Consider the following 23,849-nt stretch of genomic DNA (forward strand, 5'->3'; position numbering starts at 1 on the left):
AGGAACGTTAACCGGCGACCTTCTCGCCGACCGGCGCGGCGGACGGGTCCGCCTCGTCGGTGGGCTCCGGGCTCGGCTTGCCGCCGCCGATCCCGGCCAGGGCGAACGCGCTGGTGCTGCTGCCCGTGGTGGGCGACAGGTCGTACGCGCTCTCCGCGTGCTCGGCGACGTCGATGCCGTCGACCTCGGCCTCGGCCGACACCCGGAAGCCGATCGTCTTCTGAATGGCGAAGGCGAGCAGCCAGGCCACCCCGCCCGACCAGACGGTGACGATCAGACCGGCCAGCGCCTGCCGGCCGAGCTGGGTGATGCCGCCGCCGTAGAACAGGCCGTCGGAGGCGCCGACCACGTCGCCGATCGCGCTGTTCACCGAGTTGGTGGCGAAGAACCCGAGCCAGAGCGAGCCGATCCAGCCGCCGACGAAGTGCACGCCGACCACGTCGAGCGAGTCGTCGTAGCCGAGCTTGTACTTCAGGCTGATGGCGAGCGCGCAGACCGCACCGGCGACGAGCCCGAGCACGACCGCCGCCCAGGGGGCGATGAAACCGCAGGCCGGGGTGATCGCGACCAGGCCGGCGACCGCGCCGGAGGACGCGCCGACCATGGTCGGACGGCCGTCCTTGATCCGCTCGACCAGCAGCCAGCCGAGCACCGCCGCGGCGGTGGCGAGCTGGGTGTTGAGGAATGCCAGGCCGGCCACCGAGTCGACGGTCAGCTCGGAGCCGGCGTTGAAGCCGAACCAGCCGAACCAGAGCAGACCGGCGCCGAGCGCGACGAGCGGGATGTTGTGCGGCTTCATGCCCTCGCGGGGCCAGCCGACCCGCTTGCCGAGCACCAGCGCCACGCCGAGCGCCGCCGCACCGGCGTTGATGTGCACCGCGGTGCCGCCGGCGAAGTCCAGCGCGTGCAGCTTGGCGCCGATGATGCCGCCGCCCCACACCCAGTGCGCGACCGGGAAGTAGACCAGGGTGGCCCAGCCGAACGCGAAGAGCAGCCAGCCGGAGAACTTGGCCCGGTCGGAGATGGCGCCGCTGATCAGCGCGACGGTGATCACCGCGAAGACCATCTGGAACGCCATGAACACGTAGAGCGGGATGCCGATGCCGCTGGGGTTCTCCGCCGTGGCGCCCCAGAGGTCGGTCTCGGCGAGGAACGTCTTGGTGCCGAGGTAGGCGCCCGGGTCACCCCAGAGCCCGTTGACGTCGCTGCCGAACGCGACGCTGAAACCGTAGAACCACCACAGAACAGAGATGAGCCCGATGGCCGAGAAGCTCATCATCATCATGTTGAGCACGCCCTTGGACCTGTTGAGGCCGCCGTAGAACAGCGCCAGGCCGGGGGTCATGAGCAGCACGAGAGCGGTCGAAACCAGCAGCCAAACGGTGTTGCCGCCGTCGATCGTCGGTGCTTCAGGCACGCTGGCCTCCTAAAAGTGAACTTCCTCCTTCGCGGCTTCCGGGGCAGCGTCGCCCGTACGCCGGTTGCGCGGAAGCTTGGTCGGCCGCTGTTTCCTGTACCGACACCGCTCGATTTCCGACGCGTGACGGGTTGTTTCCGGCGTGTGAAGAACGCCGATCTTGCTCAGCGCAGCGCGTACTCCAGGTGGTGCCGCTCGTAGTCGAGCAGGCGCAGGTCCCGCATCGGGCGGCGGAGATGGCCCTTGTGCACGATCCGGACGAACGCCGGCTCACCGGCGGCGGCCATCCGCCGGATGCCCTCGACGTGGTCGACGATGCGCTTGCGGATGGTGCGGATGAGCCGGTGCCGGTCGCGGGGGATCAGCCCGTACGCGTCGGCGAACAGGCGCAGCCGGCGCGGCCGGTCGGGGCGCTTCCAACCGAGCGTGATCGAGTCCCGGTCGGCGAAGATCGGCACCCAGGTCCAGGCCGCGTACGCCACGTCGTAGATGCGGGCGCCGGGCGAGGCGAGGTCGAAGTCGATCAGCCCGAGCGTGCCGTCGGGACGCCAGATCACGTTGTGCGGCGCGGCGTCGTGGTGGCAGATGACCTCGGTGTCCGGCGGGGGCGGGCCGAACGAGCGCCAGACCGCGCCGGGCGGCGGGGTGAAACCGTACTGGGCGTCGTGGAACATCCGCAGCATGGTGGCCACCGTGACCAGCGCCTCGTCGGTCACCCAGTGCGGGGCCAGCGGGTACTCCCCGCACTCCCCCTCCAGGTACGACAGCACCTCCCGGTTGCGCTCGTCCATGCCGAGCGCGCGCGGCGCGCCGGTGAAGCCGACGTATTCCAGGTGGCGCAGCAGCGCGTGCACCGAGGGGGTCCAGGGGCCGGCGTTGCGCCGGACCGTGTCGCCCACGCGGACCACGGTGCTGACGTTCCCGCCGTGCAGCGGGATCTCCTGCGAAGTCACGTACGGTCTCCCGAGGCGCGGCGCGGGGTGGTGGGGGTCGCGCCACCCGGGGTAGGCGCGATCGTCGGTGCTCACGGCAGGGGTTACGCGTCCCGGCCGAGCGGCTCGGTGCCGAGCAGCGCGTCGACGAACTGCGCCGGGTCGAACGGGGCCAGGTCGTCCTTGCCCTCGCCGAGCCCGACCAGCTTGACCGGGATGCCGAGCTTGCGTTGCACGGCGATCACGATGCCGCCCTTGGCCGTCCCGTCGAGCTTGGTCAGCACCACGCCGGTGACGTTGACCGCCTCGGTGAAGACCCGGGCCTGCTCCAGGCCGTTCTGGCCGGTGGTGGCGTCCAGGATCAGCAGCGTCTCGTCGATCGGGCCGTGCTTCTCCACCACCCGCTTGACCTTGCCCAGCTCGTCCATCAGGCCGATCTTGTTCTGGAGCCGGCCGGCGGTGTCGATGAGCACGGTGTCGACGCCCGTCTCGATGCCGCGCCGGACCGCGTCGAACGCGACGCTGGCCGGGTCGGCGGCCTCCGGGCCACGGACCGTCTCCGCGCCCACCCGGCCGCCCCAGGTCTCCAGCTGGTCGGCGGCGGCGGCCCGGAACGTGTCGGCCGCGCCGAGCAGCACGGTACGGCCGTCCGCGACCAGCACCCGGGCGATCTTGCCGCAGGTGGTGGTCTTGCCGGCGCCGTTCACGCCGACCACCAGCACCACCGCCGGCACGCCATCCTTCGGCGTGGTCCGCAGCGACCGGTCCAGGCCGGGGTCGAGCGCGTTGACCAGCTCGGTGGCGAGCAGCGTGCGCAGCTCGTCGCCGGTGCGGGTGCCGAGCACCCGGGTGCGCTCCCGCAGCCGGTCGACGATCTCCCGGGTGGAGTCCACGCCGACGTCGGCGGTGATCAGGCTGTCCTCGATCTCCTCCCAGGTGTCCTCGTCGAGCCGGTCGCGGCTGAGCAGGCCGAGCAGGCCCTTGCCGAACGCGTTCTGCGAGCGGGACAGCCGGGAGCGCAGCCGGACCAGCCGGCCGGCGGTGGGCTCGGGAACCTCGATCGGGGGCGCCTCGACCGGCGGCGCCTCGACCACCACGCCGGTGGTCAGTTCCGCCTCGGGCGCCTCCACCGGCGGGCCGGCCAGGTCCTCCTCGGTGCGGGTGTCGACCTCCGTGCGCGGCAGCGGCGGCTCGGGGCGCCGGCGCAGCCGGGGCACCACGAGGCTCAGGCCGCCGATGATGAGCACGCCGAGCAGGGCGAGAGCGACGAGGAGGTATTCCTTCATGCCGAAATCCTGTCAGATGCCGGCGACGGCGTCCCACTCACCGCCTCGGCACGCGAACAACCTGCGGGTACGCTCGCGATCGGAAGGCGTACCGCAACCGCCGGCCGGGTAGAAACGCCCATACGATCTTGTCGGAGGTAGACGCCGTGCCCGGTTCCCGCCTGCTCATCGGCCCACTGCTGCGTCGGGTCGTCGACACGCGGGCGACGGTCTGGGTGGAGACCAGCGCGCCCGCCGTGGTCACCGTCCGCACGGCCGACGGCGCCACCGGCAGCGCGCCCACCTTCTCCGCGTACGACCACCACTACGCGATCGTGGTGGTTACCGGCCTCACCCCGGACAGCGCCACCGAATACCAGGTGCTGATCGACGACGAGGCGGCCTGGCCGCTGCCGGACAGCGCGTTCCCGCCCAGCGTGATCCGCACCCGCGCGGCCGACGACGCCGACCAGCCGGTGCGCCTGGTGTTCGGCTCCTGCCGGGAGACCACCCAGCACTCCACCGCGCGCAAGCTGCCGCCGGACGCGCTCGACGCGTACGCCCGGCGGGTGATGGCCGCGCCCGAGGAGAACACGCTGCCCGACCTGCTGGTGCTGCTCGGTGACCAGGTCTACGCGGACGAGACCTCACCGACCGTGCGCAAGCTGCTCAAGCGGCGTCGGCGGCGGCCGAAGGACGCCCCGGCGACGCAGGTGGTCAGCTTCGACGAGTACACGAAGCTGTATCTGGAGTCCTGGCGGGATCCGGAGATCCGCTGGCTGCTCTCCACCGTGCCGAGCGTGATGATCTTCGACGACCACGAGGTCATCGACGACTGGAACACCTCGCAGTCCTGGCGGGCGGACATGCGTGAGGAGCCGTGGTGGGCCGAGCGGATCCGCAGCGGCCTCGCCTCCTACTGGGTCTATCAGCACCTGGGCAACCTCAGCCCGGACGAGATCGCCGCCGACCCGGTGTACGCCAAGGTGGTGGCCGCCGAGGACGCCACGGGCGTGCTGCACGAGTTCGGCGCACGGGTGGACACCGAGGCCGATCTGGCGCACGACACCGAGCGCTGGCGGGCCGTGCAGTACCAGTGGAGTTACGCCCTGGACCTGGGGCGCACCCGCCTGGTGATGCTGGACAACCGCTCCAGCCGGGTGCTGCTGCCGGGCAGCCGGGCGATGCTGCCGCCGGGCGAGTGGTCGTGGTTCCTGGACCAGGCGCACGGCGCCTACGACCACCTGGTGGTGGGCACCTCGCTGCCGTGGCTGCTGCCGCCGGGCATCCACCACGTGGAGGCGTGGAACGAGCGCCTGGCCGACTCCGACCGGCCCTGGGTGGCGCGGCTGGCCGAGCAGATGCGCCGGGCCTGGGACCTGGAGCACTGGGCGGCGTTCCGGCGTTCGTTCGAGGCGCTCGGCGAGCTGTTCGCCCGGCTGGGCAGCGGCGCCGCGGCGCGCACCGGCGCCCGGGTGGGCGCCGGTCCGGCGTACCCGCGGCCGGCGTCGATCAGCGTGCTCTCCGGCGACGTGCACCACTCGTACGTGGCCCGGGCCCGGTTCGCCGACCGCGGCGTGCAGACGCCGGTGCACCAGCTCACCTGCTCGCCGATCCACAACCAGGTGCCGGCCGCGATGCGCCCGCTGATGACGCTGGGCTGGAACCCGGGCCCGGCCGGGGCGACCCGGGCGCTGGCCCGGTCGGCCGGGGTGCGCCGGCCGCCGGTGCGGTGGCGCAAGCTCGCCGGGCCGTACTTCGGCAACGCGGTGGCCACGCTCACCCACCGGGGCCGGTCGTCCGCCGTGGTGATCGAGGGCACCACCAGTCAGGGCGAGTTGCGGCCGGTGGCACGCCAGCAGCTCAGCGACGAGGGATGAGTACCCTCTGACCGTGGACGAGACGCTGCGGGCCGTGGAACACGAGTTGACCGCGCTGCTGCGCCGCGGCCGGGCGCTGTCCTGGGAGATCGCCCGCGAGGTCCACCCGAACCTGGAGCCGAACGCCTACGGGTTGCTGCTCTGGCTGCGCCGCTCCGGTCAGATCCGGCTCACCGACCTGGCCGTGAAGCTGGGCATCGGCAAGGGCACGCTGAGCCGGCAGATCGGCGGCCTGGAGACGCTGGGCCTGGTGCGTCGCGACCCGGACCCGACCGACCGGCGGGCCGCCCAGCTCAGCCTCACCGAGGAGGGCACCCGGCGGTTCGACGCGGCGCGGGCGGCCCGGCTCGGGCAGATCCGGCGGTCGCTGGAGAGCTGGCCGGCCGAGGACGTGGCCGCGTTCGCCCGGCTGATGCACCGCTTCAACGAGACGTTCTGACCTGCTCAGGCGGGAATAGGAGACGCATCACCCACGGTTGTTGCTCAAGGCAACCAAACCGTACGGTTGCCCGAGGCACCCATTTCTCTCCCCTCTCGGAGGCAACCCACGATGACCCAGGCGACCGTGTCCACCCGGGCCCCCGCCGTCGGCATGTCCCACCGGCAGATCCTGGAGGCGCTCTCCGGCCTGCTGCTGGGCATGTTCGTCGCGATCCTCTCCTCCACGGTCGTCTCGAACGCGCTGCCACGGATCATCACCGACCTGCACGGCAGCCAGTCCGCGTACACCTGGGTGGTCACCTCGACGCTGCTGGCCACCACCGCGACCACCCCGATCTGGGGCAAGCTCGCGGACCTGACCAGCAAGAAGATCCTGGTGCAGCTCGCCCTGACGGTCTTCGTGCTGGGCTCGGTGCTGGCCGGGCAGGCCCAGACCACCGGTGAGCTGATCGCCTGCCGCGTGGTGCAGGGCGTCGGCGCGGGCGGGCTCACCGCGCTGGCCCAGGTGATCATGGCGACGATGATCGCTCCCCGCGAGCGCGGCCGGTACAGCGGCTACCTCGGCGCGGTGATGGCGGTCGGCACCATCGGCGGCCCGCTGATCGGCGGCGTGATCGTCGACACCGACTGGCTCGGCTGGCGCTGGTGCTTCTACGTCGGCGTGCCGTTCGCCGTGCTCGCGCTGATCGTGCTCCAGAAGACGCTGCACCTGCCCGTGGTGAAGCGGAAGGTCACCATCGACTGGTGGGGCGCCACGCTGATCACCGCCGCCGTCTCGCTGCTGCTGATCTGGATCACCCTGGCCGGCGACCGGTACGACTGGATCTCCTGGACCAGCGCGGCCATGGTGACCGGCGCGGTGCTGCTCGGGGTGCTCGCGGTGCGGGTCGAGCAGCGCGCCGCCGAGCCGATGATCCCGCCGCGCCTGTTCCGCAACCGCACCATCACGCTCGCCGTGGTGGCCAGCGTCGCGGTCGGCGTCGGCATGTTCGGCTCCTCGGTCTTCCTCGGCCAGTACTTCCAGATCAGCCGCGGCGAGAGCCCGACCATGGCCGGCCTGATGACGCTGCCGATGATCGGCGGCCTGCTGGTCGCCTCGACCTTGGTGGGCCGGATCATCACCAGCACCGGCCGCTGGAAGCGCTGGCTGGTGACCGGTTCACTGCTGCTCACCGCCGGCTTCGCGCTGATGGGTGGCATGCGGGTGGACACGCCGTACTGGCGGCTCGCGATCTTCATGGCGCTGATCGGCCTGGGCCTCGGCATGACCATGCAGAACCTGGTGCTGGCCGTGCAGAACACGGTCGGCACGCACGAGCTGGGCGCGGCAAGCTCCGTGGTGGCGTTCTTCCGCAGCCTCGGCGGCGCGGTCGGTGTCAGCGCGCTCGGCGCGCTGCTCGGCCACCGGGTCACCGGCTACCTCGCCGACGGGCTGAGCCGGCTGGGCGTCCCCGCGCCCGCCTCCGGAGGCGGCGGCGCGCTGCCGGACGTGCACACGCTGCCCGCCCCGATCCGCACCGTGGTCGAGTCCGCGTACGGGCACGGCGCCGGGGACATCTTCCTGGCCGCCGCCCCGTTCGGGCTGCTCGCCCTGCTCGCGGTGGTGCTGATCCGGGAGGTGCCGCTGCGCCGCACCAACGCCGACCCGGCCCCGACCGGGATCGAGCCGGAGGTGGCCCCGGCCGCCGCCCCGGTGGCCCGGTGAACGCGCCGGAACGCGAGCGGTACGGCCCGCGGGCCCGGCCGCTGCCCTACGAGCGGGGCACCGACGGGCCCCGGGTGGTGCTGGTCGGCGTGGACGGCAGCCGCACCTCGATGCGGGCCGCCTCGTACGCCGCCGGGCTGGCCCGCCGGCAGGGCGCCGGCCTGGTGGTGGTGTTCGTCAGCTCGCCGGCCCCGTACAGCGGCATCATGTCCGGGGTGGTGGCCGGCGCGGTGCAGCAGACCCACGACGAGCTGGCCGACGAGCTGCGCGCCGAGTGCCGGCGCGGGGCCGAGGAGCTGGCCCTGCCGGTGACGTTCCTGAGCCGGCGCGGCGACGCGTACGCCGAGCTGTGCCGGGCCGCCGACGAGCACCGCGCCGACCTGGTCGTGGTCGGCTCCTCCGAGCAGGCCGGGCACAAGCTGGTCGGCTCCGTCGCCACCCGCCTGGTGCGCGCCGGCCGCTGGCCGGTCGTCGTGGTGCCCTGAGGTGTAAGGAGGGGCCCCCGGTTAACGCCTCGCGTTGTACCCGGGCCCCCTCCTAACATCGCCGGGATGACAACCTGGACCGCACCCGAGATCGACCGCCGCCACGAGCCCTTCGTCGCCGACGAACGCGCCATGCTCCAGGGCTGGCTGGACAACCACCGCGACACCCTGCGCCTCAAGTGCGCCGGGCTGACCGCCGAGCAACTGCGCACCCGCAGCGTCGAGCCCTCCGGGCTGACCCTGCTCGGCCTGGTCCGGCACATGGCCGACGTGGAGCGCTGGTGGTTCCGGGTCCGCGCCACCGGCATGGAACTGCCCGACATGTACGACTACGACAAGGACCCGGACGCCGACCTCAACGACATCGCCGACGCCGACCCGGCCGAGGCGCTCGCCACGCTGGCCGCCGAGATCGAGGCGGCTGACCGGGCGGTGGCCGACCTGCCGCTGGAGCACACCTTCCCGCACCGCCGCCGCGACGGCGACGGGTTCCACGAGATCAGCCTCCGCTGGGTCTACGTGCACATGATCGAGGAGTACGCCCGGCACAACGGCCACGCCGACCTGATCCGGGAACGCATCGACGGCGTCACCGGGAGCTGAGCCGCACCCCGGTTCAGTACGCCAGCGCGGCGCGCAGGTAGCGCAGGTCGGCCGGCCCGCTCCACCGGTGCGCGGAGAGGCCGGCGACCCGGGCACCGGCCACCGCGCGGTCCTGGTCGTCGACGAAGAGCACCCGGCCCGGCGGCGTGTCCAGCGCCGCGCAGGCGGCCTGGAAGTACTCCTTCGCCGGTTTGTGCACACCGATCACCGAGGAGTTGACCACCACGTCCAGCTCGTCGGTCAGGTCCAGCGCGGCCAGGTCGGCGTCGAGCAGGTCGGTGGCGTTGGTGCCCAACCCGACCCGGATGCCGGCCGCCCGCACCTCGCGGACGAACGCGAGCACGTCGGGGTCCACCTCCCCGCGGTAGCGCTGCCACGCCTCGACCGCCGCGCGGGCCCGGGCCGGGTCACCGACCGACGGGGTCAGCGCGTCCGCCACGCTCGCCATCCACGCGGCGTGGCTCATCCGGCCGGTGAGCACCGGTTGGAGCAGCCCCCAGGACATCGCGATCTCGCCGAGGACCCCCTCGGTGAGCCCGTACTCCCGCTCGACGCCGGCGGCCACCGCCGGGTCCCAGCGGCGCAGCACGCCGTCGAAATCCACCAGGAGCGCCGTGGCGCGTTCCCGACTCACTCGTCTGTCTCCTGCCCGTCGTCCTCGGCCCGGTTGAGCCGCTGGCTGATCACCTGGGTCACGCCGCTGCGCATCGTCACGCCGTAGAGCGCGTCGGCGATCTCCATGGTCCGCTTCTGGTGGGTGATGACGATCAGCTGGCTCTTCTCCCGCAACTGTGCCATCAGCGTGATCAGCCGGCCCAGGTTGACGTCGTCGAGCGCCGCCTCCACCTCGTCCATGATGTAGAACGGGCTGGGCCGAGCGCGGAAGATCGCCACCAGCATGGCCACCGCGGTCAGCGACCGCTCGCCGCCGGAGAGCAGCGAGAGCCGCTTGATCCTCTTGCCCGGCGGCCGGGCCTCGACCTCGACGCCGGTGGTGAGCAGGTCCTCCGGGTCGGTGAGCACCAGCCGGCCCTCGCCACCGGGGAAGAGCACGGTGAAGACCTGCTCGAACTCGCGGGCGGTGTCCTCGAACGCGCTGGCGAAGACCTCCAGGATCCGGTCGTCCACGTCCTTGACCACGGTGAGCAGGTCCCGCCGGGTGGCCTTGAGGTCCTCCAGCTGCTCCGAGAGGAACTTGAAGCGCTCCTCCAGCGCGGCGAACTCCTCCAGCGCGAGCGGGTTCACCTTGCCGAGCAGGGCCAGTTCCCGTTCCGCCTTGGCGGCCCGCTTCTCCTGCGCCGGCCGCTCGTAGCGGACCGGCTCGGGCACCGGCCGGCCGTCCTTCTCGGCCTGCGCGACGTCCGCGTCGGTCGGCGGCACGAGCTGCGCCGGGCCGTACTCGGCGACCAGCGTGGGCACGTCCAGACCGAAGTCCTCGGCGGCCTTCGCCTCCAACTGCTCGATGCGCATCCGCTGCTCGGCGCGGGCCACCTCGTCCCGGTGCACCTGGCTGGTGAGGCGCTCCAGCTCGGCGGCGAGGCGCTTGGCCGCGCCGCGTACCTCGGACAGCTCGGCCTCGCGGGCGGCGCGCTCGCGGGCGACGGCGTCCCGGTGCTCCTCGGCCCGGGAGAGCGAGACGGTGAGCCGGGTGAGCGCCTCGCGGGCGCCGCCGACCACGGCGCGGGCGATCTCCGCGCCGCGGGTGCGGGCCGCGCGGCGGGCCGCCGCGCGCTCCCGCGCGGCGCGTTCGGCGGTCGCCTGCCGGGCCAGCGAGTCGGCCCGGCCGGCGATCGAGGAGACCCGCTCCTCGGCGGTACGCACCGCGAGCCGGACCTCCATCTCGTTCTGCCGGGCCGGCGGCACCATGGCGGCGAGCTGGTCGCGTTCCTCGGTCGACGGTTCGGCGTCGATCGGGGTGACCTCGGCCAGCCGCAGCCGCTCCGCCAGCTCGGCCAGGGCCGTCAGGTCCCGCTCCCGGGCCGCCTCGGCGCGGGCCCGGGAGTCACCGAGCCGGTCCGTCTCCGCCTTGGCCGACCGGGCGGCCGCGCCCAGCTCGGCGAGACGTCGGGCGGCGGCGTTGCGGTGGCTCTCCGCCTCCCGCTTGGCGGCGGCGGCGTGCTGCACGGCCTCCTTCGCGGCGGTCACCTCGGCCCGCGCCTCGACCAGTTGTTCCCGCAGCTCGGCCGCGGTGTGCTCGGCGGTGGCCCGGTTGGTGCGGGCCTCCTCGACCGCGGCCTGCACCTCGATGAAGCTGGGTGCCTTCGCCGACCCGCCGGCCGCCGCGTACGCCCCGACCACGTCGCCGTCCGGGGTGACCGCGCGTAGCTCCGGGTTCACGGCGACCAGCTCGGCGGCGGCGGCCAGGTCGTCGACGAGCGCCACGTCCCGCAGCGCCCGGTGCACGGCCGGGCGGATCCCGGCCGCGCACTCCACCAGGTCGGGCGCCCAGCGGGCGCTCTCGGGCAGCTTCGGGCGCAGCGCGTCCGCCGAGCCGTCCATGCCGGGCCCGGCGGGGCTGCCGACCAGCAGCCCGGCCCGGCCGGCGTCGGAGATCTTGAGCAGCCGCATCGCCTCGACGGCCTCGTCCACGCCGGTGACCGCGACCGCGTCGGCGAGCCCACCCAGCGCGGCGGCGAGCGCCGCCTCGTCGCCGGGGGCCACGGTGAGCAGCCCGGCGAGGCTGCCGAGCAGGCCGGGCACCTGGTCGGCGCGGGCCAGCAGCGCCCCGGCGCCGTCCTTGCGACGCAGGCCGAGCGCGAGCGCCTCCTCCCGGGCCTTCCAGGTGGCGGCGTCCTTCTCGGCGGCCCGCTCGGCATCGACGAGACCGCGCGCGGTCGCCTGGGCCCGCTCGTGCGCGGCCACCGCCTCGGCGTGCCGGGCGTCCAGGTCGGCGTTGTCCCGGTCCGCCTCGGTGGACTGCTCGGCGACCGCGTCCAGGTCGGCCTGCGCCTTCTCGGCGCGGCCCAGCGCGTCCTCGTGCGCGGCGGCGAGCCGTTCGATCTCCTCGCCGGCGCTCGTGGTCCGCGCCCGGGCGGAGTTCACCTGGCCGGTCAGCCGGGCCAGCCCCTCGCGCCGGTCGGCGATGGCCTTGGCGGCGGCCACCAGCTCCCGTTCGGCGGCGGCGAGCTGCCGTTCCAGCTCCTGCCGGTGCTCGACCGCCTCGGCGAGCCGGATCTGGTCGTCGGTGAGCGCGGCGCGCAGTTCCTCCTCCTGCTCGCGGACCCGCAGCGACTCCGCCTCGAGTTGCTCCGGGTCGCGGCCGGGCCGCTCGTCGTCGCCGGTGGCGCTGAGGTGCCGCAGGCGCTCCCGGGCGAGCTGTTCGATGGACCGGAACCGCTCCTGCAACGCGGAGAGCTTGTACCAGGTGTCCTGGGCCGCCGCCAGCAGCGGGGCGTCCTCGGCCAGGGCCGCCTCCAGCTCACCGAGGCGGCCCTGCACCTCGCCGTGCTCGCCCTCGATCTGCTCGCGCCGCTCGCGCAGCGCGGTCTCGTCGGCGATCTCCTTGTCCAGCGTGGTCCGCAGTGTGTGCAGGTCGTCGGCGAGCAGCCGGAGCCGGGCGTCGCGCAGGTTGGCCTGGATGGCGGCGGCCCGCCGGGCCACCTCGGCCTGCCGGCCCAGCGGCTTGAGCTGGCGGCGCAGCTCGGCGGTGAGGTCGGTGAGCCGGTTGAGGTTCACCTGCATCGCGTCGAGCTTCCGCAGCGCCTTCTCCTTGCGCTTGCGGTGCTTGAGGACGCCGGCCGCCTCCTCGATGAACGACCGCCGGTCCTCCGGCTTGGCGTGCAGCATGCCGTCGAGCCGGCCCTGCCCGACGATGATGTGCATCTCCCGGCCGATGCCCGAGTCGGAGAGCAGCTCCTGGATGTCGAGCAGGCGGCAGGAGTCGCCGTTGATCTCGTACTCGCTCTCGCCGGAGCGGAACATCCGGCGGGTGATGGAGACCTCGGTGTACTCGATCGGCAGCGCGCCGTCGGTGTTGTCGATGGTGAGGGTGACCTCGGCCCGGCCCAGCGGGGCCCGTCCGGCGGTGCCGGCGAAGATGACGTCCTCCATCTTGCCGCCGCGCAGCGCCTTGGCGCCCTGCTCGCCGAGCACCCAGGCGATGGCGTCGACGACGTTGGACTTGCCGGAGCCGTTCGGACCGACCACGCAGGTGATCCCGGGCTCCAGCTTCAACGTCGTGGCGGAGGCGAAGGACTTGAAGCCCCTCACCGTCAGGCTCTTGAGATGCACCTTCTCGATCCTCGTCCGGTGGCCGCCGTACCGTCGCCGGAGCCGCGGACCTGGTGAACCCGCAGACTAACCCGCGACCGGGACGCCGCCGGCACGCGACCCACCCGGTTTCCGCCGGCGCAATTCCGGACCGCCCCGCAAGATCGATAATTGCGGAAAGGGTACGCACATGGCTGCGCGCCGGCACTGAAGTGTGTCGGCGCGCTTTTCGGTGTGGTGCGATTCAGTTTTCTGACAACTGGAACTCAGGTCAGCGCGGGCTCGGCGAGACGGAGGAGGTCGTCGGCCTCCGCTGCCGCCGCCGCGAGCCGATCGTTCTCGGCACGCAGACGCGTGATCTCGAATTCCAGTGCCTGAACCCTGGCACGCAGTCGGGTGACCTCGTCGAGCAGACGCCGGTCGGACGCTGCACCTACGTGGCCGTAGAGGGCCTTCGCCATGCTGAACTCCTCGATATGCGCTGCCGGAAAGGCCGGCCAACGCGCGCCCATGATGTTCGCGGCTGCCATTCCCGCTGTGTATCGGGACATGGCTGGGCGCGACTGGCGACACCTATATATTGAGCCGAACCCCCCTCCTTCGTCAAGTTGCCGCAGGCCGTAGATCATCTCCACGTCGGCCGGGCCACTCACCGGGGGGCTGCCACAAAGGGCGCGGACACGCTCTGTCCGGACGCCTTCACTGTACGCCCGGGTGTCCGGGAACACCTCCCCCTTCCCGCCCGGTTCGCCTTAACTCTTTCTTAGCCACGTTGCCGCTGCTCGGACCGCGCCCGTAGCGTCACCCCGGCCCGCAACCGACCCGTGGAGGCGACAGGCGTGTACCGCTGGACCGACCCGATCGACCCGGACGACGCCTCCCGGCGCCCGGAGCCGCCGACCGACCAGGGTCCGGCCTGGCTCACCGACCGGCCCGAGCCGCGGTCGTCGTACCTCTTCGGGGACGAGTCCGGGCAGCCGCCCGCCGGCCACCTGCCGCCCACCCTCGACGCCGGCCGCTACGGCGACACCGCCCGGCCCGGCCACGGCCCGGCCGACGCCACCGAGGCGCACCCGGGCTGGGGCCACCCGGCCGAGCCGGGGTACGGCCCGGCTCCTGGCCACAGCCACGGCGACCAGCCGGGGTACGGCCCCGCCGCCGCGCCCGGCTACGACCGGACCGCCGGCTACGACCAGCCCGGCTACGACCAGTCCGCCGGCTACGACCAGTCCCGCTACGACCAGCCGGGCTACGGCCCCGCCGCCGCGCCCGGCCACGCCCAGGCGCAGCCGGCGTACGACCCCCGGGCGCCGTACGCGCCGGGCGACAGCTACCCGGCGGGCCGGGACCGCTGGAACGGCGAGGAGCCGGCCGGCGGGTGGGAGCAGCCCACCGCCGCCTGGCAGCCGGTGACCGACACCCCGGCCGACGACGACCGGCACCGGCCGAAGCGGCGGCTGTCCCGTCCGTTCGTGATCGGTGGCGCCGCCGCCGCGGCCACCCTCGTGGTGAGCCTGGGCGTGGGCGCGGTGCTGCTGCCCGGCGACGACGGGCCGGCCGAGCGGGCCGCCGTGGACGCGCCGGTGGTCGCCGCCCCGTCGCCGACCGGGGAGTCCGACGCCACGCCCGCCGCGGACGCGTCCGCCTCCGGCTCGGCGTCCGCCAGCCCGTCCACCGCGCCGACCACCGCCAAGCCGAGCCCAACCAGGAAGGTCGCGCCGAAGCCGAGCCGGACCACCGCCCCGTCGCGCCAGCAGCAGCGCAGCAGCGCGCCGAGCGGCACCACCGCCCGGACCACCTCCTCGGGCGGGCTCAGCGCCGAGTTGCAGCAGGTCGTCGACCTGGTCAACCAGGAGCGTGCCAAGGCCGGCTGCAAGGCGCTCGGCGTCGACACCAAGCTGACGCTCGCCGCCCAGCGGCACAGCCAGGACCAGGCCGACCACAGGACCATGACCCACGACGGCAGCGACGGCAGCGACGTCGGGCAGCGGCTCGACCGGGCCGGCTACGCCTGGCGGGCGTACGGCGAGAACGTCGCCTGGAACCAGCAGAGCCCGGCCGCCGTCATGGACGCCTGGATGAACTCCCCCGGCCACCGGGCCAACATCCTGAACTGCTCGTTCACCGAGATCGGGGTGGGCGTCGCACGCAGCAACGGGCCGTACTGGACGCAGGACTTCGGTACCCCGCGCTGACCGGCGCGTCGTGACCGGGCCGGCGCTCGTTGACCGGTCGGGGGCGGCGTCGGGCCGCCCGCGTCCGGGGAGCTGTCGATGCGGATCCGGCCGGCGTACGCCGGGCCGCGCTCCCGGCCGGTCCGCGTCCGCCGACGGGGACCGCGCCGGGGCGTGGCGCTGGCGTTGACCGCGCTGCTGCTCGCCCCGCTCCCGGGCTGCCGGGACCAACTCACCCCGCCGCCCGGCGCCCCCACCTCGTGGCCGGCCGCGCTGGCCCGTCGCTGGGCGTGGCAGTGGCAGCTCACCGGCCCGGTCGACGTCTCGGTCGCGGCGGACGTCTTCCTCCTCGACCCGGTCGCCACCACCTCGACCGAGACCGCCGCGCTGCGGGCCAGGGGGCGCCGGCTGGTCTGTCAGGTCCGGGTCGGCACGTACGCGACAGGCGACCCGGACGCCACCCGCTTCCCGGCCGCGGTGCGCGGCGCGGCGGTGCCGGGTCGGCCCGGTAGCCGGTTCCTGGACGTCCGGCGCTGGGGCTCGCTGGAGCCGGTGCTGGCCGACCGGTTCCGGCTCTGCCGGGGCAAGGGCTTCGGCGCGGTGGCGCTGTCCGACGTGGACGGCTTCCGGCACCGCTCCGGTTTCCCGCTCGGCTTCGACGAGCAGGTGCTGTTCAACCGTCGGCTGGCCGGGCTGGCCCGACGGTTCGACCTCTCCCCCGGCCTGGTCGACGACGTGACGCAGGTGGCGGCGCTGGCGCCCGACTTCGACTTCGCGGTCAACCAGGAGTGCGTCCGCCGGCGCGAGTGCGCGAAGCTGCTGCCGTTCGTCGACGCGCACAAGCCGGTCTTCCACGTCGAGTACCTCGGCGAGCCGGCCACGTTCTGCGTCACCTCGGTCGGCTACGGCTTCGCGTCGATCCGCAAGGACCGCGCCCTCGACGCCTGGCGGGCGCCCTGCCCGCTGCCGTGAACGCGGCACCGCCCCCGCCCGTCGTGGGCGGGGGCGGTGGGCGTGGTCGGGGTCAGCCGGCGCTCGCGCCGGTGGTCGAGGTCGGGCTGCCGGCGTCGCGCTGCGACGGCAGGTCGGGGTGCTCGGCGCTGAGCGGGGTGGCCAGTTCCTCCAGGGACTTGCCCTCCGCCTTGACGCCGAGCGCCAGCTCCACCAGACCACCGATGATCATGATGGTGGCGCCGACGACGAACGCGATCACGGTGTCGCCGACCTGGCCGCTGCCGACCAGCTTGGCGAAGAGCAGCGGGCCGGTGATGCCACCGGCGGCGGTGCCGATCGCGTAGAAGAACGCGATCGCCATGGCCCGGGTCTCCATCGGGAAGATCTCGCTGACCGTCAGGTACGCCGCGCTGGCCCCCGCCGAGGCGAAGAAGAGCACCACGCACCAGCAGGCGGTCATGGTCACCGCGCTGAGCACGCCGGAGTGGAACAGCCAGGCGGTGCCGAGCAGCAGCACGCCCGAGCCGATGTACGAGCCGGCGATCATCGGCACCCGGCCGACCGTGTCGAACAGCTTGCCGAGCAGCAGCGGGCCGAGCAGGTTGCCGACCGCGATGACCGCGAAGTAGTAGCCGCTGTTGCCGGGCGGGACGTCGAAGAAGGTCTCCAGGATCTGGGCGAAGCCGAACGTGATCGCGTTGTAGAGGAACGCCTGCCCGATGAAGAGCGAGAAGCCCAGCGTGGCGCGCTTCGGGTAGCGGCGGAACAGCGTCTTCGCGATCTCCAGGAAGTTCGTGCTCTTCCGCTGCCGGATCTCGATGTAGTTGTCGGCCTCGGCGAGGTCCCTGCCGGTCTCCCGTTCCACCTCGGCCTCGACCGAGTCGACGAGGTGGTTCGCCTCGTCCGCCCGGCCGTGGATGAACAACCAGCGTGGGCTCTCCGGCACGTGCCGGCGGACCAGCAGGATCACCACGCCGAGCACCGCGCCCATGCCGAACGCCACCCGCCAGCCGAGGTTTGTCGGCAGGCCGTTGAGCAGCGGTACGGTCAGCAGCGCGCCGACCGCCGCGCCGAGCCAGAACGTGCCGTTGATGATGATGTCGATCCGGCCGCGGTGGCGGGCCGGGATCAGCTCGTCGATGGCCGAGTTGATGGCCGCGTACTCACCGCCGATGCCCATGCCGGTGAGGAACCGGAACAGGAAGAACCACCAGGTGTCGAACGAGAGCGCGGTGAGCGCGGTGGCCACCAGGTAGAGCCCCAGCGTCAGCAGGAACAGCTTCTTGCGGCCGAACCGGTCGGTGAGCCAGCCGAAGAAGAGCGCGCCGGTGCACGCGCCGGCCACGTAGAGCGCGGCGGCCAGGCCGGTGACCTGGCTCTGGGTGATGTCCAGACCGCTGCCCGGCTCGGCCAGCTTCCCGGACAGGTTGCCGACGATGGTCACCTCGAGACCGTCGAGGATCCACACCGTCCCGAGACCGATCACGATCATCCAGTGCCAGCGGGACCACGGCAGCCGGTCGAGGCGGGCCGGGACGTTGGTCCGGACGGTGCCGGTCGACACGTCGGTGCTCATGACGCCCGCCGGAGGGATTCGGGAGCCGGGGCGGAAGTAAGCGCCTCCGGCGAGAGCTGTTCATCCATGGCCGCCCAGATGCCCCGGGGCCACCAGCACTAATCCTGCCTTCGGCTTTCCCCGCTGGATGGGAGCCGGCTGGGAACCGGATGGCAATCGCATGGGAGTCGCGAGGGGGGCCGGATCGGACGATCCGGCCCCCCTCGATCAGCGGGCGCCGACCAGTTCCGGCGCCGGCGCGGGCGGCGGCTCGGCCGGCGGGACGGCCACCCGGCGGCGCAGGAACCGCGGCGCCCACCAGTTCGCGTCACCCAGCAGCGTCATCACCGACGGCAGCACCACCGCGCGGATGATCGTGGCGTCCAGCAGGATCGCCGCCGCCAGCCCGATGCCGAGCTGCTTGAAGTCGATCATGCTGAGCGTGGCGAAGATCGAGAAGACCCCGACCATCACGATCGCCGCGCTGGTCACCACCGGCGCCGAGGACGTGATCCCGTACGCCACCGCCTCCCGGTTGGGCATGCCCCGGTCCACCGCCTCGCGGATCCGGCTGACCACGAAGACGTGGTAGTCCATGGAGAGCCCGAACAGCACCACGAACAGGAACAGCGGCAGCCAGGTGACGATCGCCTCCATCGAGGTGAACCCGAGCAGCCCCTCCGCCCAGTGGCTCTGGAAGACCAGCACCAGCAGCCCGTACGCGGCGCCGACGGAGAGCAGGTTCAGCAGGATCGAGGTGAGCGCCACCACCACCGACCGGAACGTCCAGGCCATCACCAGGAACGTCAGCGCCAGCACGAACGCCGCGACCACCGGTAGCTTCGCCCAGATGTGGTCGGCGTAGTCCTCGCTGGCGGCCACCCCGCCGCCGACCGCGTACTCCACGCCGGGAATGCCGTCCAGGGCGGCCGGCACCAGGTCGTCGCGCAGCTCGTGCAGGGAGCGGGACGCCTCGTCCGAGCGGCTGGCGAACGGGGTGGCCACCTCCAGCACCGACACCCGCCGGTCCGTCGACACCCGGATCTCCGGGCCGTCCCCCTCGGCCGGCGCGAAGAGCGGGTCGGCGCTGGTGCGGGCGGCCAGCCCGGTGAGCGCGGCCCGCACCCGGTCGGCCTGGTCGGCGGGCGCCCGCACGGCCACCGTGTGGCTGGTGCCGTTGCTCGGGAAGGCCGCCGCGAGCCGGTCGTACGCCTGCATGGCCGCCGTGGTGCGCGGCACGTCCTCGGTCCCGGGGAACTTCAGCTTCATGCCCAGCGCGGGCGCGGCCAGGGCGAGCAGCAGCGCCACCGACACCAGCAGGGTGGCCACCGGCGCGCGCAGCGCGGGCCGGAGCACCGCCGGCCAGAAGCGGGGACGCCGCCCGGGACGCGGGGTGGTGAGCCGCCACAGCAGCGGCACCCGGGGCCGGTCCACCCACCGGCCCAGCTTGGCCAGCAGCGCCGGCAGCACGGTCAGCGAGCCGAGCACCGCCACCGCGACCACCAGGATCGAGCCGACCGCCAGCGACGAGAAGATCGCGTCCTGGGCGAGCAGCAAGCCGGCCATCGCGATGATCACGGCGGTGCCGGAGACCACCACGGCGTGCCCGGACGTCTCCGCCGCGACCTCCACCGCGTCCAGGCCGGACCGCCCCTTCGCCCGTTCCTCGCGCTCGCGCCGCACGTAGAACAGCGAGTAGTCGACGCCCACCGCCATGCCGATCAGCAGGATCACGCTGGCCGTGGTGTCGGTGGCCGGCACCAGGTGCGAGGCGAGCGTGGAGAGGCCCATCGCGGCGGCCACCGAGGAGAGCGCGAGCAGCACCGGCACGCCGGCGGCGATCAACGCGCCGAACGCGATGATCAGGATGGCCAGCGTCACCGGCAGGCTGAGCAGTTCGGCCCGCTTGAAGTCCTTGCCGAGCGTGTCGTCGAGCGCCTTGTCGATCGACGGGCCGCCGACCTCCTCCACCCGCAACCCCGGATGGGCCGCCTGCACACCGGCGGTGGCGTCCCGCAGCGGCCCCACCCGGTCCCCGGCGGTCTCCGGGTCGCCGGACATGGTGATCGGCAGCAGCAGCGCGCTCCCGTCCCGGGACGGCATCGGCGTACCCACCGACGCGACGCCCTCGACCTGCCGCAGCCGGTCCGCGGCGTCCTGCGCGGCGGCCTTCGCCGCGGCCGGGTCGAGCGCGCCGGACCGCGCGGTGATCAGCACGTTCTCGGTGGCCGCCCGGTGGAAGCCGCCGTCGTCGACGATCAGCTCGGCCCGCCCGAACTCGCCGATCGCCTGATCCGCGTCGGTGGCCTCGTTCAGCCCGGCGGCGTTGCCGCCGAGGAAGCACACCGCCACGAACACCACCCACAGCGCGATGGCCCGCCACGGATGCTCCGCACTCCACCGTGCCACCCGCACGGTCACCGGTCGCCTGCCCATATCCGGGTCCCCCTCCAGCCGTCGGCCCCGTGCCGACGTCTGGAGACGCTAGGCAGCCGACGGAGCCCGGACATCGGGGAACGGCCCCGGCTCCTCCCCGATAGGGCTGGCCCTACCGGGCGGCCGGAACCGGCCGCGCCGGTCGGGCGGAAAAGGGCATTTCAGGGTACATCGTGGCGGGTCCCGGCCCCGGTCCGGCGCAGCACACCGGCGCAACCCCGAACCGGCTCGGGGTCATCCCCGGAGCGTGCCCCGGGGACGCGGCTGGCAGCGCGGGCAACTGTAGGAGGAACGGTTCATGAACGCCTCCCGCCGGATCGGCGCGCCACAGCGTGGGCAGGGCTCGCCCTCCCGGCCGTACGCGTTCAACGACCTGTCGAAGTAGCCGCTCTCGCCGTTGACGTTCACGTACAGCTCGTCGAAGCTGGTGCCGCCCTGCTTGATCGCCTCGCCGAGCACGTCCCGCACGTGGCCGAGCAGCCGCAGCGCCGCCGGCCGGGTCAACGCGTCGGTCGGTCGGGCGCCGTGCAGCTTCGCCCGCCACAGCGCCTCGTCGGCGTAGATGTTGCCCACGCCGGAGACCAGCGTCTGGTCGAGCAGCGCCCGCTTGACCTCCGTACGCCGGCGGCGCAACGCGGCCACGAACGCGTCGTCGGAGAACTCCGGGTCCATCGGGTCCCGGGCGATGTGCGCGATCTCGGCCGGCAGTTCCGCCCCGCCGTCGGAGACGGACAGCCCGCCGAACGTGCGCTGGTCGACGAAGCGCAGCTCCGGGCCGTCGTCGGCGAACCGGAACCGGACCCGCAGGTGCAGCTCGTCGGCCGCGCCGACCGGTTGCAGCAGCAACTGCCCGGACATGCCCAGGTGGCCGATCACCGCGTCCCCGCTGTCCAGCGGCAGCCAGAGATACTTGCCCCGGCGGCGGACGTCGGTGATCGTCCGGCCGGCCAGCACGTCGGCGAAGTGCGCGCCGCCCGGCGCGTGCCGGCGTACCGCCCGGGGGTGGCGCACCTCGACGGCGCTGATCCGTCGGCCGACCACCCACTCGGCCAGCCCCTGCCGGACGGTTTCGACCTCGGGCAGCTCAGGCACGGCCGGCGCCCGCCTCGGCGTCCTCCGGGTCGACCGCCGCCCCGGCCTCGACCGCTGCCCGCGCCTCGGCCTCGGCCCGCGCCTCGGCCTCCGCCCGCGCGGTCGCCTCCGCCTGCTCGGTGAGCATCCGCCAGGCCGACTCGGCGGCCCGCTGCTCGGCCTCCTTCTTGCTGCGCCCCTCCGCGCCGCCGTACCGGTTGCCGGCCACCACCACCCAGGCGGTGAACGTCTTCAGGTGGTCCGGTCCGGTGCCCTCGATCCGGTACTCCGGCACGCCCAGCCCCAGCGCGGCGGTCAACTCCTGGAGGCTGGTCTTCCAGTCCAGTGCCGCGCCCCGCCCGGCCGACTCCGCCATCAGCGGGTCGAAGAGGCGGTGGATCACGATGGCGGCGGTGTCCAGGCCGTACTGGAGGTAGATGGCGCCGAGCAGCGCCTCCAGCGTGTCGGCCAGGATGCTCGCCTTGTCCCGACCGCCGGTGGCCTCCTCGCCCTTGCCGAGCAGGAGGTACGCGCCCAGCCCGTCCGGGCCGAGGCCGCGCGCCACGTCGGCCAGCGCGCGCATGTTGACCACGCTGGCCCGCAGCTTCGCCAACTGCCCCTCGGGCAGGTCCGGGTGGTTGTGGAAGAGCGCGGTGGTGATCACCACGCCGAGGACCGAGTCGCCGAGGAACTCCAGCCGCTCGTTGGTGGGCAGCCCGCCGTTCTCGTACGCGTACGAGCGGTGGGTCAGGGCGCGTTCCAGCAGCTCCGGGTCGAGCGACACCCCGAAGGCCGCCTCGAGGAGGCCGACGGGAGCACGCCGCCGCTTGTCGTTGGTCATGGTGCTACCTCGGTGTCGTTGCGGTCAGGTGCGGGATCGTGCGGGATCTCGGCGAGCAGGGCACGGACCGTGCCGGCGGCGTCGCGACGCCAGAGGTGGGCGGCCAGCGCGATGCCCGAGGCGACGTCGTCGGGGCCGGCCGAGCCGTGGCACACCACCACCGTGCCGGCCACCCCGAGCAGGGCCGCCGCGCGCGGCGCGCCGCCGCCGACCGGCGGACCACCGGCCATGGCGTACGCGCCCTCGATGGCCTTCAGCAGGACGTTGCCGGTGAAGCCGTCGGTCACCACCACGTCGGCGCGACCGCCCAGGGACAGGTCGAACCCCTCGACGAAACCGACGTAGCGGGCGCCGCAGGGCAGCGGCACGGCGGCGAGCGCCGGGTCGGCGGCGCGGCGCAGGCGGTCACCCTTGCCGGCCTCGTGGCCGACGGAGAGCAGGCCCACCCGGGGTGCGACGACGCCGTGCGCCACCGCCGCGTAGGCGGCGCCGAGGACGGCGTGCCGGACCAGCGTGGCGGGGCCGGGTTCGAGCGTGCCGCCGACGTCCAGCAGCACCACCGGCCCGGCGACGGCCGGCAGCGTGGCGACCAGCGCGGGTCGGCGCACCCCGGTCCAGCGGCCCAGGCCGAGCGCGGCGGCGGTGACGGTGGCCCCGGTCGAGCCGGCGGAGACCACCGCGTCGGCGAGCCCGTCGTGGACGGCCTGCACGGCCGTGCGTACCGTGCTCTCGCCGCGTGCGGCGGTCGGATGGTCGGCCATGCCGACGGCGGTCCGCACGGGGCGGACCGTGACCCGGGCGCGGTGCGCCGGGTCGAGCGCAGCGATCAGCCCGTCGGCCACCTCGGTCGGGCCGACGAGCATCAGGCGCAGGTCAGGGTCGGTGCGCACGGCCCGCAGAGCGCCGTCAACCACGACGGCGGGAGCATCGTCCCCGCCGAGGAGGTCGACGGCGATCCGCGCGGTGCCCGGCTCCGTCGGCCCGCCGGCCGGGGAACGGCCGGCGGCGGAGGGAGCCGGGGCACCGGGCGTGAGCCGTGGTGCGCGCGCCGCCCGACCGGTGGTCGGGGGCGTCACTCGGCGTCCAGGTCAGACCTCGAGAACCTGGCGGCCGTTGTACGTGCCGCAGACGGAGCAGGCGGCGTGCGGCAGCTTCGGCGACTTGCACTGCGGGCAGGCAACGGTCGACACCGCCGTGGCCTTCCAGTTCGCCCGGCGGGCGCGGGTGTTGCTGCGCGACATCTTGCGCTTGGGGACGGCCACGGTTCCTACTCCTCTGTACGGGTCAGTTGCGACAGGCCCGCCCAACGCGGGTCGACCTGCTGGTGACTGTGGTCGGCCGGCAGATCGTCCCAGTGCACCCCACACTCGGGGCACAGCCCTGGGCAGTCCTCCCGGCAGAGCGGGTTGGTCGGCAGCGCGAGCACCACCGCGTCCCGCAACGCCGGCTCCAGGTCGATCAGATCGCCCTGCATCCGGCCCACCTCGTCCTCGTCGGTCGTCTCGTCCGTGGTGCTGTCCTCGTATGCGTACAGCTCCTGGACGTTCACGACCACCGAGTCGTCGATCTCACGGAGGCAGCGACCGCACTCGCCCTTGACGGGGCCGGTGACGGTCCCGGAGACGAGCACGCCCTCGGACACCGACTGCAACCTCAGGTCGAGGTCGAGGTCCGCGCCCGCCGGCACGCCGATCAACTCGACGCCGAGGTCCGCCGGTGCCGTCACGACCCGCCGGTGCGTACGCAACGCGCCAGGGCGACGCGGCAGGTCCCTCGTGTCGAGGACCAGCGGCGCCCTGGGGTCGAGTTGGCGTGGCGAATGTTTGGGCATAGTCAGACTCCGGCCGGTGAGAGGCCGACAAAAAAGGTTACCTGGCAGGG

General features: G+C 73.5%; 20 protein-coding genes. 7 read left to right on the forward strand and 13 right to left on the reverse strand.

Going from position 1 to position 23,849, the window contains the following annotated elements:
* Positions 1 to 7: 7 nt before the first annotated feature.
* The 3 genes from ACZ6O5_RS07860 to ftsY all read right to left on the reverse strand — a co-directional run bounded on the left by ACZ6O5_RS07860 (position 8) and on the right by ftsY (position 3,635).
* On the reverse strand, positions 8 to 1,417 hold the full coding sequence (locus ACZ6O5_RS07860) for an ammonium transporter (RefSeq protein WP_465975286.1): 1,410 nt from the start codon (positions 1,415 to 1,417) through the stop codon (positions 8 to 10).
* A 164-nt stretch (positions 1,418 to 1,581) separates the two neighbouring features.
* Positions 1,582 to 2,445, reverse strand: coding sequence for an aminoglycoside phosphotransferase family protein (locus tag ACZ6O5_RS07865; protein WP_199199603.1), 864 nt, complete (start codon positions 2,443 to 2,445; stop codon positions 1,582 to 1,584).
* An 8-nt stretch (positions 2,446 to 2,453) separates the two neighbouring features.
* A complete protein-coding gene (ftsY, locus tag ACZ6O5_RS07870; RefSeq protein ID WP_281935719.1) occupies positions 2,454 to 3,635 on the reverse strand; it encodes a signal recognition particle-docking protein FtsY in 1,182 nt (393 codons plus the stop codon).
* A 146-nt stretch (positions 3,636 to 3,781) separates the two neighbouring features.
* Between ftsY and ACZ6O5_RS07875 the strand changes: the two genes are divergently transcribed.
* The 5 genes from ACZ6O5_RS07875 (at position 3,782) to ACZ6O5_RS07895 (ending at position 8,728) form a co-directional block, all read left to right on the forward strand.
* Complete coding sequence (locus tag ACZ6O5_RS07875; protein ID WP_465975288.1) at positions 3,782 to 5,494, forward strand: alkaline phosphatase D family protein; 1,713 nt, start codon at positions 3,782 to 3,784, stop codon at positions 5,492 to 5,494.
* Positions 5,495 to 5,507: 13 nt separating this feature from the next.
* Positions 5,508 to 5,933, forward strand: coding sequence for a MarR family winged helix-turn-helix transcriptional regulator (locus ACZ6O5_RS07880; protein ID WP_107156104.1), 426 nt, complete (start codon positions 5,508 to 5,510; stop codon positions 5,931 to 5,933).
* 111 nt (positions 5,934 to 6,044) lie between these two features.
* The gene (locus ACZ6O5_RS07885) at positions 6,045 to 7,640 is read left to right on the forward strand and encodes an MDR family MFS transporter (protein ID WP_465975290.1); all 1,596 of its coding nucleotides are present in this window, start codon (positions 6,045 to 6,047) and stop codon (positions 7,638 to 7,640) included.
* Positions 7,637 to 8,125 carry a universal stress protein gene (locus tag ACZ6O5_RS07890; protein ID WP_465975292.1) on the forward strand — a complete coding sequence of 163 codons (489 nt, stop codon included), beginning with the start codon at positions 7,637 to 7,639 and terminating at the stop codon, positions 8,123 to 8,125. The genes ACZ6O5_RS07885 and ACZ6O5_RS07890 overlap by 4 nt, the downstream gene beginning before the upstream one ends.
* A 66-nt stretch (positions 8,126 to 8,191) precedes the next feature.
* Positions 8,192 to 8,728, forward strand: a complete 537-nt coding sequence (locus ACZ6O5_RS07895) for a DinB family protein (RefSeq protein ID WP_465975294.1) — start codon at positions 8,192 to 8,194, stop codon at positions 8,726 to 8,728.
* 13 nt (positions 8,729 to 8,741) lie between these two features.
* Here ACZ6O5_RS07895 and ACZ6O5_RS07900 read toward each other — a convergent pair whose 3' ends face one another.
* The 3 genes from ACZ6O5_RS07900 to ACZ6O5_RS07910 form a co-directional block, all read right to left on the reverse strand.
* Positions 8,742 to 9,362 (reverse strand): HAD-IA family hydrolase, encoded by a 621-nt coding sequence (locus ACZ6O5_RS07900; RefSeq protein ID WP_281935730.1) that lies wholly within the window; start codon positions 9,360 to 9,362, stop codon positions 8,742 to 8,744.
* Positions 9,359 to 12,958 carry a chromosome segregation protein SMC gene (gene smc, locus ACZ6O5_RS07905; RefSeq protein ID WP_465975296.1) on the reverse strand — a complete coding sequence of 1,200 codons (3,600 nt, stop codon included), beginning with the start codon at positions 12,956 to 12,958 and terminating at the stop codon, positions 9,359 to 9,361. Before smc ends, ACZ6O5_RS07900 begins: the two co-directional genes overlap by 4 nt.
* 245 nt (positions 12,959 to 13,203) lie before the next feature.
* Positions 13,204 to 13,398, reverse strand: coding sequence for a hypothetical protein (locus ACZ6O5_RS07910; RefSeq protein WP_107156252.1), 195 nt, complete (start codon positions 13,396 to 13,398; stop codon positions 13,204 to 13,206).
* A gap of 378 nt (positions 13,399 to 13,776) precedes the next feature.
* Between ACZ6O5_RS07910 and ACZ6O5_RS07915 the strand changes: the two genes are divergently transcribed.
* Positions 13,777 to 15,132 carry a CAP domain-containing protein gene (locus ACZ6O5_RS07915; RefSeq protein WP_465975297.1) on the forward strand — a complete coding sequence of 452 codons (1,356 nt, stop codon included), beginning with the start codon at positions 13,777 to 13,779 and terminating at the stop codon, positions 15,130 to 15,132.
* Between the two features lie 78 nt (positions 15,133 to 15,210).
* Positions 15,211 to 16,083: an endo alpha-1,4 polygalactosaminidase gene (locus ACZ6O5_RS07920; protein WP_465975299.1), complete on the forward strand. Its 873-nt coding sequence runs from the start codon at positions 15,211 to 15,213 to the stop codon at positions 16,081 to 16,083.
* Positions 16,084 to 16,135: 52 nt separating this feature from the next.
* On the opposite strand, the gene ACZ6O5_RS07925 is transcribed toward ACZ6O5_RS07920, so the two are convergent.
* The 7 genes from ACZ6O5_RS07925 to ACZ6O5_RS07955 all read right to left on the reverse strand — a co-directional run bounded on the left by ACZ6O5_RS07925 (position 16,136) and on the right by ACZ6O5_RS07955 (position 23,799).
* Positions 16,136 to 17,641 (reverse strand): MFS transporter, encoded by a 1,506-nt coding sequence (locus ACZ6O5_RS07925; protein WP_465975301.1) that lies wholly within the window; start codon positions 17,639 to 17,641, stop codon positions 16,136 to 16,138.
* A 207-nt stretch (positions 17,642 to 17,848) separates the two neighbouring features.
* On the reverse strand, positions 17,849 to 20,056 hold the full coding sequence (locus ACZ6O5_RS07930) for an MMPL family transporter (protein ID WP_465975303.1): 2,208 nt from the start codon (positions 20,054 to 20,056) through the stop codon (positions 17,849 to 17,851).
* A gap of 234 nt (positions 20,057 to 20,290) precedes the next feature.
* Positions 20,291 to 21,148, reverse strand: coding sequence for a bifunctional DNA-formamidopyrimidine glycosylase/DNA-(apurinic or apyrimidinic site) lyase (gene mutM / locus ACZ6O5_RS07935; protein WP_465975305.1), 858 nt, complete (start codon positions 21,146 to 21,148; stop codon positions 20,291 to 20,293).
* Complete coding sequence (gene rnc / locus ACZ6O5_RS07940; RefSeq protein WP_465975307.1) at positions 21,141 to 21,968, reverse strand: ribonuclease III; 828 nt, start codon at positions 21,966 to 21,968, stop codon at positions 21,141 to 21,143. Before rnc ends, mutM begins: the two co-directional genes overlap by 8 nt.
* Positions 21,965 to 22,924, reverse strand: coding sequence for a phosphate acyltransferase PlsX (locus tag ACZ6O5_RS07945; protein ID WP_465975902.1), 960 nt, complete (start codon positions 22,922 to 22,924; stop codon positions 21,965 to 21,967). Before ACZ6O5_RS07945 ends, rnc begins: the two co-directional genes overlap by 4 nt.
* A gap of 132 nt (positions 22,925 to 23,056) precedes the next feature.
* Positions 23,057 to 23,230, reverse strand: coding sequence for a 50S ribosomal protein L32 (gene rpmF, locus ACZ6O5_RS07950; RefSeq protein WP_107156117.1), 174 nt, complete (start codon positions 23,228 to 23,230; stop codon positions 23,057 to 23,059).
* 5 nt (positions 23,231 to 23,235) lie between these two features.
* Positions 23,236 to 23,799 carry a YceD family protein gene (locus ACZ6O5_RS07955; protein ID WP_431935081.1) on the reverse strand — a complete coding sequence of 188 codons (564 nt, stop codon included), beginning with the start codon at positions 23,797 to 23,799 and terminating at the stop codon, positions 23,236 to 23,238.
* Between the last annotated feature and the right edge of the window lie 50 nt (positions 23,800 to 23,849).

It is taken from the genome of Micromonospora sp. NPDC049201, from assembly GCF_055586805.1.